Here is a 14,791-nt window from a genome sequence, read left to right as displayed (position 1 = left end):
ACAATTGCAGAAGCAATTTTCGAGATGTTCAAGCCCAGAATTGTGCTGGATGTTAGGATGTGCTATGGGATATCTTGTTAAAGCTTTTAGAGAATTAGGCGTAGAAGCTACGGCATAGATATTAATGAGTACGCTGTGAGCAATGGAGTTATCGATACTTTACTCATAGCTGATGCAACTAAGTTACCCTTTAGAAATGAAACATTTGATGTTGTTACCGCTCTCGATTTAATAGAGCACTTAGAACATCCTGAAAAATTTGTTTCTGAGGTGTATAGAGTCAGTCCTTAAAGCCTCAGGTTATTTGTTGGTGAAAACATGTTCTCCAAGCTCAAGAGATGCAAATGCAGACCCTACACATGTAACGATTCTTTCAGAAAAAGAATGGGTCAGAATTTTCGAGGATTACGGCTTTGTTAGATTAAGAGATAAGGAAAGAGATGTTAGACAAAAAATAGCGCTATATTATGCGAGCAAACAACCTAGCTCAACTTTGGGAAAAGTCTTAAACACTTTGAGGATTTAGAAAGCATGCAATCATTTTTAAAGAGCTCTTTATTCAGCCAAGATACGACTACTATTTCGTATTAAGGAGGGGTTAGAGGTATGGTCGTTGAGCTACAAGAACAAGTTTATCTTTGTAAAGTGCAAGAGAGTAGCCTCTTCGAGTATGGAAGAATTCTTTTGGAGATTCAGAGGGGAACAAGATGTATTTACACCCTAGCCTCCCAAGTGGGACAAAAGACAGAACGATCTGGGACACTACAATTTTCTTCTAGACATACCTTATGGTATAAAACTATTTGAAACTTTGCCAGAGCTTGGAATAAAAGACAAAGCTTATAGGATCGATTGGATCAAGGGAATTCCTTGGCTTTTTAAGAATAAGAAGAAGTACTACGACCACATGCCAGCTTGGATGATAAGAAACAGAGTAGGCAAAAAGCTATTTGATGGATATTTAGTTTTCTGCTTTGAGAGAAATCCGTGGGCAAAAGTCGTCAGCAGGTATCTCTATTATAAGAGATTTGATAAAAACTTCAATCTGAGCTTTAGAGAATTTGTTAAAAGTAATTGGATATACGATGCCTTAAACTTTCCACAATACACGGATCCACTAAGAAATTATAAAGTCATCGTAGACTTCATTGGCTACTACGAAAATCTAGAAGAGGATATTGCGAAGGTTATGAAGAAGATCGGATTGCCAGAAGAGCTTGACGTTAGGATAAATACGGCAGCAGATGACAATTACCGAAAAATTCTATGACAAGGAACTGAAAAGGATCGTTGAGGACGTCTTTCGTTTTGAAATTGAAATGCACGGCTACGAGTTCTAAGAAAGGATTAAATGTAATTCATTCAAGGAAGGGAGAGAACATGGTAAAGGTTTCGGCTCTTATCTTTTCAATGAATAGGGTTGGTAATGTCATAAACTTAGCTAGTAAGCTCAAGGATTATGTGGACGAGATCACGACGGCAAAGGAAACCTTAAAAACATATTTATGGGTGTATCACTATGGGGCATAAGATCATAATTATCTCATGTCCTTTTCCCATAACAGGAGGAGGTAGAAGGTCTTTTGAAGTTCTAAGAAGGCTACCGGACCACATGGAAGAGGACATCGAGATAGTTCTTCCTTTAGATTGTGTTAGAGCTATACTTCGAGACGAAATGGATAAAACTGACAAAATAATTGCGGAGCTGATAGATAGGGGAATTGAGATAAATGAGTACTCACTACAATTGTTAGAAAAATCGGCTAAGGCTAAGTTTAAACAATTTAAAAAAGATTGTAAAGGCTTAAATATTTCGGAGTTTCTCAGAGGGACTTTTTCGTTTGAGATATACAAAAAAGAAAATTCTGTTTATCTGAAGAATTGTCTAAAATTTGTCGATACAGAGAACGTTCATTGCGTTTATAGTCATCATGAGTGTTTAGATTCTGCTCTTCTTTCTTACTTATTAGCTGAAAAACTAAGAAAAAACTTAGTGGTACTTTTACAACTTGAACCTTTTAGACCTTTAAACTACCTGTTGAGGACTAAACTTAAATACACTTATTATGCACCAAGTATTAGAGAAATTATCAATACAATACCAGAGATCATTTTTAACGCTTACACAAGTAGAGTTTACAAAAAGATAGTGTCATCTAAATTTTTTAAATGTTTCTTTTCAGTTTCTTTAGCCCCAGTAATACTCTCAGGTCTTCAAAATTCCAGTTATAGCATATTAAACCCAGCTAATGCTTTTGAATCGGAGTTGCTGAAATACAGAAAGAACTTAAAGGAGAAAGAAGATTGTGCGATCTTCTTCGCAAGACTTTCTCCAGAAAAAGGGATATTTGAATTGCCGTATATTTGGAAAAAAGTTACCAATATCTTCCCAGATTTAAAGTTGATAATTTGCGGAATACCAGAAACAAGATTTCTAAGAAAGTTCGAAAATATTGCCAAAAAACAGGGAGTTAGCGATAAGATAATTTTAAAAGGATACGTTCCAAGAAACGAGTTGCTTGAAATCGTTTCTAGGGCAAAGGTGTTTATTTATCCAACTCATTCCGACTCATATTCATTGGTAGCTTTGGAAAGTCTTGCTCTCGGGACACCTGTTGTGACTTATGACATCCCTGCCATTAAATATAGTTATGGCGAGTTCGACAGTGTAAAGATCGTTCCGGAATGGAATATTAATGAAATGGGCTAAAAAGGTTGTAGAAGTTATTAAAATGAATGAGGACGATTATCAAAAAATGCTGAACGAAAGACAGCTACTGAATTTTTTGAAATTGCATAGTTCTTGGGAGAATGTAGCTAAGGCTGAAGCTAGAGAATTGGAAAAAGTCTTAAATACTTAACAAAAAGGTGAATCCCAATGGGACTAGTTCAGGATGTAAAGACTGTATTAAATCTTATACAAAATACTGAAAATTGGATGGAAATTTTAGTAAGAACGATCAGAAGTGGAAAGATCGAAAATACGACTGTCAAGCTTCGAAAATGTCCTATAAGGTTACACATAGGCAAGAGTGGTATACCAATTAGACCATCCCACATCAATTCGATTTCTAACGATTTAAAATATTACAAAGCTAAATTGGATAATGAATGTTATATTGATATTGATGACAATAAAATTAAACTGATATTTAACGATCAGATTATCAACTTACCAAACGATAAATACTCTTTAACACTCTCGTTACCTCGATGGATTATATTCTTATCATCTGATGGGAAAATTCTTAAGAGCGAAAATAAACCATTAGTAGAGATCTTTGGTTACAAATTTTATTTGCCAGATTGTAAAAACGGCATATACGAAATAATTGAAATGTTCATAGACGAAGTTTATAACAGATTTGATTTCAAAAATAAGACTGTTTTAGATATTGGAGCCTTCATAGGAGATTCATCAATTTGGTTCATTCACAAAGGTGCAAAGAAGGTCCTCGCCTACAAGCCAAATCCGAAATTATATCCTATCTTGAAGAAAAATATTGAAATCAACAATTTATCGAATAAGATTGTCCCAGAAAATTATGCTGTGGGCTGTTCTAAGGGTAAAGCAAAAATGAAAGTTCCGTGGTATGGCGCTGGTAATATTTATGGTCTATTTGAAAGCGAATATTCTGAAGAAGTGGAAGTTGAGATAGTATCGATTGATGAGATACTTGAAAACAACAATATCGACATAATAAAGCTGGATTGCGAAGGTTGCGAATATGAAATTTTAGATTATTTAGTAAAATCAAATTGGCTTGACAATTTGGAGGGTGTCGTATTCGAGTGTCATTACATCAACAACGAACTAAATCCAGAACGTATGGTAGCCAAACTTACCAGAAATAGTTATGACTGTTATATTAAGGGGAATATATTATCAGTTAGAAGGAGGGGAGGAAAATGATTAAGTTTGTGTTCAATGGATATTACAGATCCGGGACGACGATATTTTATAAGATTTTGAATGAAAGCAATCCGAGTTATCTTTGTCTTTATGAACCCCTGTCTCCTCATCTCTTCGAAGCTCTAACTAATCCAGAGAAAATTGTTCTTCATCTTCATGGATTTCATCCATATAAATGCTATAGGCACTTAAATTCTCAAAATCTTGACGAATTTCAAAGAATACACAAAGACATCTGCCAGAAATTTAAAAACTACGGGGACAACATACCGATCCATCTAAGCGAAGTCGTTGAGTTATTCGATTTTCTCAATAACTTAGAAAAAGATACAATCATTCAACCGAATAGGTGCCACTTCATTTTATCTCAACTCGCTCAAAGGTACAGATGCACGTTTATTCACATAATCCGAAATCCAATCGACGTTTGGATTGGGCAAACGTTAGAACCACTGGTCTTAGTGGGCAACGTCAAAAGGGCTAAGCTTGTTTACAAATTCAAAAACACCTTTATTGGAAGGTATGTTCTCACGAAGTATCTGCCAAATAGAGAATGGGTAAACGGTTTTGCTATAAACGAAAATTTCAAACTTATCAGGGTTTTCAATTTGGACTATCCCGATTCTCTTGATCTACTCGATAAAATGCTCATCGTCTGGACATACTGCAACTACTACGCATTCAAGCAGGCGGACAACGAGAGAGGGATGGTCGTTTACTATGAAGAAGTCACAAGAGAACCGGAAAAGTGGTTTAGGATTATGACGGAGTTTTCTGGAGTAAATTTTGACCTAAAATATGCAAAAATACTAAAACCGAGGATAACGAAAGACGAGAAACTAAGAAAACATTTCGTTGAGAGACTGGAAAGATTGGGTTTGATCGACATGGTAAACGAATTCTATCCTCCTAAAAGATGGTTTGGATAACACTTTAAAACTTTGAGATTGGGATTAAATGAATGTCCGCAATAATAGGAGCCCCAATTAACTCGAAAACAGCTTACATACTCGACAAGTTCTTAAAAAATCAAGAAGAAATTCAAAAGCACTCAGCAACGAAAGTTAAAACGATCTTCGCTAGTGAAGATATAACATTTGCCGAGAAACTCAAAAAAATTTTGCAAAAATACGATCTAAATCACGAGATAATAACATCCAAGCCAAACAGACCAAAAAATGCGAAAAACAGAATCTGGAACATAGTTTCAGCGAGAAACGCAATCAGAGAATATTTTTTAAAATCGAAAGCTGAATACTTAATTTTCATGGATGCTGACATGATATTCGAACCCGAAATTGTAAACAAACTGATAAAAATAGCCGAAAAGGGCTACGATGTCGTTTACAACGCCTATCTCGATAGGGGAAATCCGAATGGGATAAACCTCACGGGTTTCGGAGGAACTCTGATAAAAAGGTGGGTGATTGAAAAGGTCAAGTTCAGGTGTAAGGAGAAGATTGGAAGGGTTATCGATGAGGGTGTCTTCTTTGAATTCGACTTAGTGAAAATAGGTGCCAGAGTTTACAGAGGATTTATAGCTTATTCGGAACACCACGATCCGAAAAGACCTCCATCAATCTGCCATCCAAGAAAGCTGAGCTTTTCTGAAAGAATAAGAAACGACATCCGTTTTAGATTCGTCTTCCATGCGATCTCCATCCCGCTTTGCTACGATATCCTATGGAACGTTTCAATGATGTTGAAGAGATGATTTGTCGTTCACACCTGAAACCTCTAAAAAAATCAACTCTCTTAAAATCCTCAAAACGTAGCAATCAAAGTAGACATTTGGGAGTAAGTTACCCATAACATCCAAGGTGTTATTTCCAAAGAAGAAGCTCCAAAAGATTTATTTTATCGTCTTAAAAATAAGTAGTTTAATGGGGTTGAAGGTGCCTGCCTTCCAGAAGGAGATCGAAATTTAGAGTTACAGTAAGGGATAAAAAATGGAAGCTTATAGTCAATCCAGACAGAGAAGATGAGCTTTACAACATAAAAAGAGACCCCGTTTAAGCGGGAGAATAATAGTAAAGGAGTCTGATGCAGAAAAAAGAGCTGAGGAAACTTGCGGAGATGCACTTGAAAAAGAGGAGGGAAGAGGTTGAAGATTTAGTTCTAATATTAAAAGTGCATCAAATAAGTTTAAATATCCATTAGCAAGAAACCAACGAATTTTGACTTATGTATTGAATTTGTTCAACTTTTAAAGCTCTCCAGCCTCCCTAAGAATGTTCTCTATAATTTCCTTGCTCAATCTGAAACCTTTTTTAATAAGTTTCTCGATTACTGGCTTTATCTCGTCATAATAACCCCTTCTCTTTGCGAGAAGAATCAGTCCAACAGTTCCCGTAACCCTTAATCCGAGAGATTGAGCTGTGTTTCTTGCAGCTTTATCGTCAATAATTACAAGATCTGCATCGAGTTCGATAGCTAAGGCAATTGTTTCAGCTTCGCCTCTATGAAGCTTCTCTCTAAGCAAATCCACCAGAATTCTGTTTTTAACTCCTCTGATTTCAATCCATTCTGGAACAGAATCACCAAACTCCTCTGCGACACCTTCTGGTATTATTATTTTGTTAAAAAGGCGGTGGAGGATTTCAAATTCTCCAATGTTTGAAAGGACAATCAAAGGACTCGTGTTTGAAACAACAATCATAACAGCTCTCCAACAACATCTATATCTTTTTGTAGCTCTTCCAGATCATAATTTAACGGCACGTTTCTCCTTCTCAGTTCATAAAGAAATTCTCTGATACTCAAATCAGCTATCTCAGCTGCTTTTCCGAGGGAAACTATTCCTTCTCGATATAGTTCTATGGCGACAAGTAGTTTTGCTTCCTCTTCCAATCTTTTTTCTCCAAGGATTTTTGTTATATCTTTCGGGAACCATAATCTCACGTAAACCCCTTCACCCATGGTCAAGCACCAAATAAATGTTGCACGTTCCAACTAAAAACATTTTCCTCGAAAATTTTGTTGAAAACAGATTCGAAAGAGTTCAGAAGAGTGTGAGCTACCCCGCCCTAAAGGGCGGAACTTCTCCCGTTCCACCCGCCTTTACGGCTAAAGCTTCATCTGGGAGTTCGGGAAGCTCACTACACCCCCATCCCGACGGACTCATTATCCGTCGGGCTAAATTGATAGCGGAGTTCATGGGGAACATCCCCTAAAAGCTTAGTTGTGCTTCGAGTACTTAAACCTTGCGTATCCCCGCTTTGAAAAGCGAGGTTTTGCAAGCAACGATATTATAACCTTTGACATAGGCATATCTTTAAGCTCGAATTTAAAATGGTTTACCAACACACCCCTTTGTATATCTTAGCTTCTTTCATAGCCTTCTCAACTCTTCTTCCATCAATAACAATTTTACCGCTGTAATCAAGCTCCTCGAACTCCTTCCATTCGGTAACTATCAGCACAGCATCCGATTTTGTAATAACATCTTCAGCTGAGTTAGCATATTCTACTTGAGGGAAAAATTTCCTAAAGTTTTCTATGGCCTTTGGATCGTAGGCTATGATCTCTGCCCCCTCTTCCAGCAGAGCTTTGACGATTGGTATAGCCCTACTCTCTCTTACGTCATCCGTATCGGGTTTGAACGCCAAACCCAGAACTCCGATCTTCTTTCCTCTTAAGTTAGGAATGTGCTTCTTCAGAAGTTCTATCATCTTTAACGGCTGTCTCTCATTTACTTCCATAACAGCTTTCAGTATCTTCGGATTCTCGCCGAGTTCTTCAGACTTCCTAATCAAAGCTCTAACATCCTTAGGAAAACAGCTCCCCCCGAATCCAATCCCAGCTCTGAAAAATGATGGATTTATTCTGTGGTCCAAACCAACACCCTCAAACACCTTGTAAACATCAATCCTAAGCTTCTTGCATATGTTTCCTATCTCGTTGGCGAAGCTTATCTTCGTAGCTAAAAAAGCGTTCGATGCGTATTTTATCATTTCAGCGGTTTTTATCTCTGTGATAAGCTTTGGGCAATCGAAAGGTTTATACAATTCCTCTAAGACCGATTTAGTCCTTTCATCCTTAACACCAATCACTATTCTATCCGGATTGAAGAAATCATAAACAGCGTTGCCTTCCCTCAAGAATTCGGGATTCATAGCTAAACCGAAATCTTCGAACGCTTTTTTGCCAGATTCTTTCTCGATTATCGGTTTTATTTTATCCTCCGTTGTTCCCGGAACGACTGTGCTTTTAACCACGACGACATGAAAGTTATCGTTGTTTTTCAAAGCCTTTCCTATTTCTTTCGATGCCGATTCAGCGTATTTTAGATCAATAGAGCCATCACCTTTCGATGGTGTTCCAACGCATATGAATGTTAGCTCCGAACTCTCCAGAGCTTCTCTGTAGTCTGTAGTGGCTCTGTATTTGCCCCTGTTTTTCTTCATAAGTTCTTCGAGTCCTCTTTCGTATATCGGTGGTTTTGATGAATTTAACATTTCAACTTTTCTTTCATCAACATCTATGAATACTATCTCGTGACCAAGTTCAGCAAAACCAATACCCGTGACTATTCCAACGTATCCACTTCCTAAAATTGCTATCTTCATTGTATGGTGTCTAGTAAGAACGGATATTAAGTTTATCCTTATGTTATTTATAGCATTCACAATTGCCACAAAAGTTCTAAATTGGGGGAAAGTATCACGGTAATTTAAGAGTGGGCCATTCCACATTCCAGTTTCGAAAACATCACGATTGAATTTGCTTTTCCTGTTGAATGAATTTGCAACCCAGAGACACTCCAAAATATTGAAATCCTAGTAAATTGTAAAACCCTTATTTAACATCCATGATTGTTGAATTATAAGCTGTAACAATAACTTCTCAATGATATTATTCAAAATGGTTAGAGTGAGCAGGAAAACGGTTAAAGCATTAACACTATGATTGCAGGCCAAAAATCGTTAAACAACACCCTTCAACCAATTAGATCATTTCCACGCCAATACACTCCTTAAATACTCCACATCCTCCCTTCCAAAGCCCCTCAAAACGTAAAGCAACAGAAAGTAAATCCCAGCCCCTACCAACACCTTAAGAATCGCATCGGCAAGCGACCCGAATCCTGCATACCAAAGCAAAGCCGTCATTACAGCAGCGGATGTTAACGGTTTCAAAATGTAAGAAGCTCTGACAACAACTCCAAAATGCTTCACCGACAAAAAGGCAAGAGTAAACCAAACAAAAGCGTTTGACATTACAGTTGCGATTGCCGCCCCCACTATTCCCATTCTCAAGATAAATACGTAGTTCAGAACCACATTCAGTATCATTCCGAAAAAAGTTGCATATACCGGATATTCGGGCATCTCCTTGGCGTTGAAAAGCGCCCCCCAGAAGCCCAATGCCGATCGGAGAATCAGAATGGAGAGCACAACCATAACCCCTGCCGCCTGAAGGTAATCTGCGCCGTAGACGAACTTCACAAGAGGCTCGGCTATAACCATAAGTCCAAATGTGCAGGGGAAGGCAATAATCGATGCGTAGCGGAAAACTCTGCTGAAAGCGCTTCTCAGATCCTCACTCTCGAGCTGAACGAAAACGGGAAAGAGCACGCCTGGCAGAGCGACAATCCCGGAAACTGCCCCTACAATGTTGTATGCCGCTCTGTAAAATCCGACATCCTCTGAAGGTAGCATAGCCCCTATCATTACGGAGTCGACGTAAGCGAAGACGGTCCATGTTATGGAGCCAACGGTGAGGTAACCGGTAAACCTCACAATCCTTCTCCAGTCGACCCGCTTCGCTTTACCAAACAGAAAATTTCTCAATTTTCTGAAAAGCATAGCAAGTAGAGCGATAAGCGAAAGTAAGCTGGCACCCACGTACCCCAGCAACGCCCCGGCAACTGACAGACCGAGGTAGAGGAGAAGAAAAATGAGTGTTGCCCTTGAAATTTCGTAAACTAGGGCTCTAACAAAATTTGCCTTGAAGTCGTTAAAGGCGTTGAAAATGCCGTTTATAAATCCTGCCATTGAAAAGAACGTGATGTAGAGCGCCATTATTCTCAAGGGCAATGACAGCTCCGGTTTGCTGAAAAATTGCTCAGCAATAAAATCTGAGCCTAAGAAAAGCATTGAGGCCACAGCCAGCACAAGTAAAGCCTTTAACTTAGTCAGACTCCGAATATAACCCCTAACAAGCTCATCGTCACCTTTAATGTTGGCGTGGGCCACGTATCTTACCAAAGTCGCATTTATCCCGAGATCGGTAAAGGTCATTAGCAAAAACGCGACTGAAATTGCGAGCGAGTAAATCCCGAAAAGCTCGGGCTTCAAAACCCTTGCAACGTAAATGGATATAACCAGGCCCGCCAGATTCCCGATAAGCACGGAGCTGCTGTTGTAGATGACGTTCTTCAGAACTCTGCGGGCAAGCACACTCCAGCTTTTTCAGGCGGAAAAAATAGTTTTCTGTTGGGTAATTTTGGGCTGGTTTAAATTTCTGGCCAATTTCGATTCAACAAAACCAATGAGCATGAGCGAAAACATGCTGGCTGAATTGAATAACGAGCAGAGGAGATGAAAATTGTGCGCAGGCTTGGCTGTGATCTTCTACAGGAGATGAAGGAGTTTGCTGAAAAGGGTGTGCAGATTCCTTGGGATTAAACTATCTTAGGCCAACACCTAACAAAGCTACAAAATTCTCACAATTTTCGGCCTGAACACCTCCAACCACACCCTGAACTCTTCCTCGTCCATTATATGAAACTCGAAGGGATGCACAAACGGCAACCCAGCCCTCTCCTCAATTTCAGCTATTATTCTTGCCCTCTCTCTTGCCTTTCTCACTTCTTCTCTCGTTGTAACCACCAGAATATCAATATCGCTTGAAAGCACAGCTTTTCCTTCAGCAACGCTGCCAAAGAGGTAGACTTCAGCCTCACCCAGCACCTCTCTTGCCGCCTTAACTATTCTTGGCAGCCACTTCCTATACTCTCTCGCAATCCTAATCCTTTCCTTCCATAACTCTGGAAACAGCTGAGATCACCTCCTCTGCAATTTTAATCGCTTCCTCTGCATCCTCCCTTTCATAACCCGCCCCAAGGTAGCGGGCTTTGATGTAGGCGTCCTCAAGAAAAACAAGCTGTTTTCTATCAAAATCGAACTGCTCGTCAAGAAGCTTCGACAAAATTGACAGCAACTGCCTGATGGAATGAGTTCTCGGCACCTCTCCGCTCAATTCGAGAATCACAGACTTGAGGTAAAGCTGAACTGCCTGCTCAGCCATAAAGCATGTGAGGTCGTAATCACCTACCTTAAGCCTTTCCTTAGCGGCATCCATGAATCCCATCGCCCTTCTCCGAAGCTTTTCCGCAACATCTTTTCTGGGCATTGACGACAAACTGTCAGAAAAGTTAAAAATGTTGCCCAAAGCTCATGAGGCGAAATCCCTCAACATTTAAATACATTCCCCTAAGGATTGATTTCATGAGTGAAGTTCCGCTTCCTGAAGTTAATATCGGACTTGTCGGTCACGTTGATCACGGTAAAACCACTCTTGTTGCAGCGTTGAGTGGTGTCTGGACTGACAGACATAGTGAGGAGTTGAAAAGAGGTATCTCAATCAAGCTCGGTTATGCAGATGCGACATTCAGAAAATGTCCGGAATGTGAACCTCCCGAAGCGTACACGGTTGAAGAAATCTGCCCGATTCATGGCGTTGAAACTGAAATTTTGAGGACGGTAAGCTTTGTTGACAGCCCGGGCCACGAGATGCTGATGGCAACGATGCTCAGCGGTGCGGCAATCATGGATGGGGCCGTGCTGGTCATCGCCGCTAATGAGAAGTGTCCCCGTCCCCAAACAAAGGAGCACCTGATGGCTCTGCAGATCATCGGTATCGACAAAATAGTCATTGCCCAGAACAAGATAGATATCGTAAGCAGAGAGAGGGTGCTGGAAAACTATCAGGAAATAAAGGAGTTTGTTAAGGGAACAGTGGCAGAAAACGCTCCGATAATCCCAATCTCAGCGCAGCAGAAGGTGAACATGGACGCACTCATCGAGGCTATCGAGGAAACCATCCCAACACCTGAAAGGGACCTTGACTCCCCGCCGCTAATGCATGTGGCAAGAAGCTTCGATGTCAACAAGCCAGGCACTCCGCCCGAGAAGCTGCTCGGAGGTGTGCTCGGAGGGAGCCTTTCGAGAGGCAGGATAAGAGTTGGCGATGAGATCGAAATCAGGCCCGGGGTGAAGGATGAAAGGGGGAACTGGAATCCTCTCTTTACCGAGGTTCAGAGCATTGTGGCATCGGGAAGATTTGTTGATGAGGCAACACCGGGAGGGCTTGTGGGTATAGCAACGAAGCTCGACCCTACCCTTACGAAGAGCGACGCCCTCGTGGGAAATGTAGTAGGCCACCCGGGCAATTTGCCAGACGTGCTGACGAGCTTTACGATGGAAGTGAACCTCCTTGAAAGGGTTGTGGGGCTTGATGAAGAAATGGAGGTCGAGAAGATAAAGATGAACGAGCCCCTCATGCTCGCAGTGGGGACTGCAATAACTCTGGGAGTTGTGACATCAGCGAGGGATGACATCGTTGAGGTGAAGCTCAGAAGGCCAGTGTGTGCTGATAAGGGTTCGAGAGTTGCCATCAGCAGGAGAGTAGGGAGCAGATGGAGGCTGATAGGGGCAGGAATAATAAGGTGAGGTGCGCGGTAGTAGACACCAACGTTCTGATGTACGTATACCTCAATAAGGCCGACGTAGTTGGGCAGCTAAGGGAGTTCGGCTTCAGCAGGTTTCTGATAACGGCCTCAGTCAAAAGGGAGCTTGAGAAGCTCGAAATGAGCTTAAGGGGGAAGGAGAAAGTAGCGGCGAGATTTGCTCTAAAGCTTCTTGAGCACTTTGAAGTTGTGGAGACGGAGAGCGAGGGGGACCCCTCTTTAATTGAAGCCGCTGAAAAATACGGGTGCATTCTTATCACCAACGACAAGGAGCTTAAAAGAAAGGCGAAGCAGAGGGGAATTCCCGTTGGATACCTGAAAGAAGATAAAAGGGTTTTTGTTGAGCTGCTCGATTAGTCCCCGAAGTTATCACCGGGGAGGTGGCAATTCTCTTGGCTCCCATGCCCCTTATTATCGGCTTCAGGAACTTCACACGGCTTCTGTCAACGATGATGTGCACTGCCGCCCCACCCTTGGCCAGAGGAGAGATGGTGGGGTCGAAGCCGTTCTCGGTTAGGTAGTCTATTATCCTTCTCAGGTCGTCCTCATTTGGAACATTGAAGTAGAAACTCACAAGGTTTCTGGACTCGATCACCTCTTTGAGGTCCGTGACGAGGTTCTCCATCACCTGCTTCTTCTCCTCATCCTTGAGCGACTCTTTGTTGACGATGAAAACCGAGTGGACTTTATCCATAACCAAGTCGATAATCCTGCACATGTTCTCCTTCAGAGTCGTTCCGAACTCGGTGATCTCGATAATCAGGTCCGCCTCAGGCATTGGGGGGAGCAATGCGGCCTCGGTCTTTCCTATGGGGTCGAAGACGATTGCATTCAGCCCGTGCTTCTCAGCATACTTTCTCGCAATTTCAGGGAACTCGGAGGCTATGAAGACCTCTCTGTCCCCTACTTTCTCCTTGAAATCCTCTATCGTGTAAACGTCTGGATATATTTCTTCCGAAATCGCCACCACGAGCTTTGTCGGTCTCAACGGCAGCTCCTCCAGAATTTCAACGTTCTTCAGGTTAGACTTCAGCATCCAGTTCTGCAGAATGTCCTCTCCCGTTATCCCTCCATCTCCTTTCCCCATTTCTATGTAAAAGGGCATTATCTGCGGTCTCACCTGCTTAAAAACCAGCTTGGGGTGGTCAACGTCAATGAGGTATCCCCTCTCCGTCTTTCCAAGCCTGTATCCAGCGGTAATTAAGGCGTCCCAGATTGGCTTTTCAAGATGACCGTCAGGAAGTAGACCTTGACCTTTTCGTTCTGCATCATGGCTTTAGTGTTAAAGCGGTGGGTTTTATAAGCTTAACTTAGCGCGGAGGCGATAACATCAGCAACGCTCACGTGGCTGACCGGGCTAAGTATGGTGTCGGTGGAAACGATATCCTCTATCCCGGATTCGAGGATTCTCATCATCGCATCTCTCGCAAGAATTGCGTGGGTGCATGCTACAAAGACTCTTCTTGCTCCAGCCCTTTTCGCTATTCTTGCAGCCTGGCAGACAGTTCCTCCGGTGGAAACTATGTCGTCGACTATAACAACATCGCCCTCAACTCCCGTCCTTAAATCGTCTATAATCACGTTCTCCGCATCTATTCTTATCTTTCTCAGAGCCACAACGTCACAGTTGGCCTTGGCCGCAAACTTCTCCGCCCAGAATGCCGCTTTCTCGTCAGGGGCAAGGACGGTAAAACTGTCGGAGAACTCCTCAAGGCAGTATTCCGCCAGCTTCTCCATTCCGGTGAGGTCAACATGTTCAACGCCAAACACGTTCTCCTGAAGGTGGAAGTCAACCGTGATAATTTTCTTAACACCTGCTGCTTTCAGCACCTTCACGACGGTTTTGATGGGCAAAGCTTCCCCCTTTACGGTATCCAAACTACGCGCGTAGGCAAAGTAGGGAAAAACGCATGTAACCGACCTTGCTCCGTTGCTGTAGGCCGTTTCAGCTATGAGGAGCGTTTCGAAGATTATCTCGTCAGGATTGGGATGCATGGAGTTGAATATAACAACATCCTCCCCATCAATGTTCGAGGCAAAGCGGAAGTACTTCTCTCCGTCAGGATAGCGGTCAACGTGGGAGTAGCAGAGAGGGAGGCCGGAGATTTTCGCAACTTTCAGAGCCATCAGCCCGTTTGTCCCGCCCACCAAGATTACCATGAAATTTTGAGGGCTGCAGGATAGAT

General features: G+C 41.7%; 16 protein-coding genes and 1 pseudogene. 8 read left to right on the top strand and 9 right to left on the bottom strand.

The genetic code is table 11. The features are described from left to right. The first annotated feature begins 93 nt into the window (after window positions 1–93). The 6 genes from AF_RS13860 (at window position 94) to AF_RS03045 (ending at window position 5,627) form a co-directional block, all read left to right on the top strand. Window positions 94–291, top strand: a complete 198-nt coding sequence (locus tag AF_RS13860; RefSeq protein ID WP_081423252.1) for a class I SAM-dependent methyltransferase — start codon at window positions 94–96, stop codon at window positions 289–291. Window positions 292–811: 520 nt separating this feature from the next. Continuing rightward, entirely contained in the window at window positions 812–1,270 is a 459-nt protein-coding gene (locus AF_RS03070; protein ID WP_048064259.1) for a sulfotransferase family 2 domain-containing protein, read from the top strand. A gap of 249 nt (window positions 1,271–1,519) precedes the next feature. Continuing rightward, window positions 1,520–2,710, top strand: a complete 1,191-nt coding sequence (locus AF_RS12370; RefSeq protein ID WP_010878106.1) for a glycosyltransferase family 4 protein — start codon at window positions 1,520–1,522, stop codon at window positions 2,708–2,710. Between the two features lie 168 nt (window positions 2,711–2,878). Next, complete coding sequence (locus AF_RS03055; RefSeq protein WP_010878105.1) at window positions 2,879–3,913, top strand: FkbM family methyltransferase; 1,035 nt, start codon at window positions 2,879–2,881, stop codon at window positions 3,911–3,913. Beyond that, window positions 3,910–4,842: a sulfotransferase family protein gene (locus AF_RS03050; RefSeq protein ID WP_010878104.1), complete on the top strand. Its 933-nt coding sequence runs from the start codon at window positions 3,910–3,912 to the stop codon at window positions 4,840–4,842. Before AF_RS03055 ends, AF_RS03050 begins: the two co-directional genes overlap by 4 nt. A gap of 32 nt (window positions 4,843–4,874) precedes the next feature. Next, window positions 4,875–5,627, top strand: a complete 753-nt coding sequence (locus AF_RS03045) for a glycosyltransferase (RefSeq protein ID WP_010878103.1) — start codon at window positions 4,875–4,877, stop codon at window positions 5,625–5,627. 492 nt (window positions 5,628–6,119) lie between these two features. Here AF_RS03045 and AF_RS03040 read toward each other — a convergent pair whose 3' ends face one another. From AF_RS03040 to AF_RS03010, 7 genes are all read right to left on the bottom strand, one after another. Further along, window positions 6,120–6,572 carry a DUF3368 domain-containing protein gene (locus tag AF_RS03040; protein ID WP_010878102.1) on the bottom strand — a complete coding sequence of 151 codons (453 nt, stop codon included), beginning with the start codon at window positions 6,570–6,572 and terminating at the stop codon, window positions 6,120–6,122. Beyond that, window positions 6,569–6,832: a UPF0175 family protein gene (locus AF_RS03035; RefSeq protein WP_010878101.1), complete on the bottom strand. Its 264-nt coding sequence runs from the start codon at window positions 6,830–6,832 to the stop codon at window positions 6,569–6,571. The genes AF_RS03040 and AF_RS03035 overlap by 4 nt, the downstream gene beginning before the upstream one ends. 97 nt (window positions 6,833–6,929) lie before the next feature. After that, window positions 6,930–7,070, bottom strand: coding sequence for a hypothetical protein (locus AF_RS13030; protein ID WP_156029500.1), 141 nt, complete (start codon window positions 7,068–7,070; stop codon window positions 6,930–6,932). Between the two features lie 139 nt (window positions 7,071–7,209). Beyond that, a complete protein-coding gene (locus AF_RS03025; RefSeq protein ID WP_048064256.1) occupies window positions 7,210–8,481 on the bottom strand; it encodes a UDP-glucose dehydrogenase family protein in 1,272 nt (423 codons plus the stop codon). Window positions 8,482–8,865: 384 nt separating this feature from the next. Continuing rightward, complete coding sequence (locus AF_RS03020) at window positions 8,866–10,314, bottom strand: flippase (protein WP_010878099.1); 1,449 nt, start codon at window positions 10,312–10,314, stop codon at window positions 8,866–8,868. A 255-nt stretch (window positions 10,315–10,569) separates the two neighbouring features. Then, window positions 10,570–10,857: a nucleotidyltransferase domain-containing protein gene (locus AF_RS03015; protein WP_372428953.1), complete on the bottom strand. Its 288-nt coding sequence runs from the start codon at window positions 10,855–10,857 to the stop codon at window positions 10,570–10,572. Between the two features lie 25 nt (window positions 10,858–10,882). After that, a complete protein-coding gene (locus tag AF_RS03010) occupies window positions 10,883–11,269 on the bottom strand; it encodes a HEPN domain-containing protein (protein ID WP_010878097.1) in 387 nt (128 codons plus the stop codon). Window positions 11,270–11,364: 95 nt separating this feature from the next. On the opposite strand from AF_RS03010, the gene AF_RS03005 reads away from it, so the two are divergent. Continuing rightward, window positions 11,365–12,588: a translation initiation factor IF-2 subunit gamma gene (locus AF_RS03005; RefSeq protein ID WP_048064633.1), complete on the top strand. Its 1,224-nt coding sequence runs from the start codon at window positions 11,365–11,367 to the stop codon at window positions 12,586–12,588. After that, complete coding sequence (gene vapC9, locus AF_RS03000) at window positions 12,555–12,962, top strand: type II toxin-antitoxin system toxin ribonuclease VapC9 (RefSeq protein ID WP_010878095.1); 408 nt, start codon at window positions 12,555–12,557, stop codon at window positions 12,960–12,962. Before AF_RS03005 ends, vapC9 begins: the two co-directional genes overlap by 34 nt. Here vapC9 and hisG read toward each other — a convergent pair. Then, window positions 12,880–13,836 (bottom strand): annotated as a pseudogene (gene hisG / locus AF_RS02995) (ATP phosphoribosyltransferase); the annotation flags it as partial. The gene vapC9 and the pseudogene hisG overlap by 83 nt on opposite strands. Before the next feature lie 74 nt (window positions 13,837–13,910). After that, window positions 13,911–14,765: a ribose-phosphate pyrophosphokinase gene (locus tag AF_RS02990; RefSeq protein WP_048064254.1), complete on the bottom strand. Its 855-nt coding sequence runs from the start codon at window positions 14,763–14,765 to the stop codon at window positions 13,911–13,913. Window positions 14,766–14,791 lie beyond the last annotated feature (26 nt).

This window comes from Archaeoglobus fulgidus DSM 4304 (assembly GCF_000008665.1).
Taxonomy (GTDB): domain Archaea; phylum Halobacteriota; class Archaeoglobi; order Archaeoglobales; family Archaeoglobaceae; genus Archaeoglobus; species Archaeoglobus fulgidus.
This window is presented reverse-complemented; position numbering and strand designations above follow the sequence as displayed.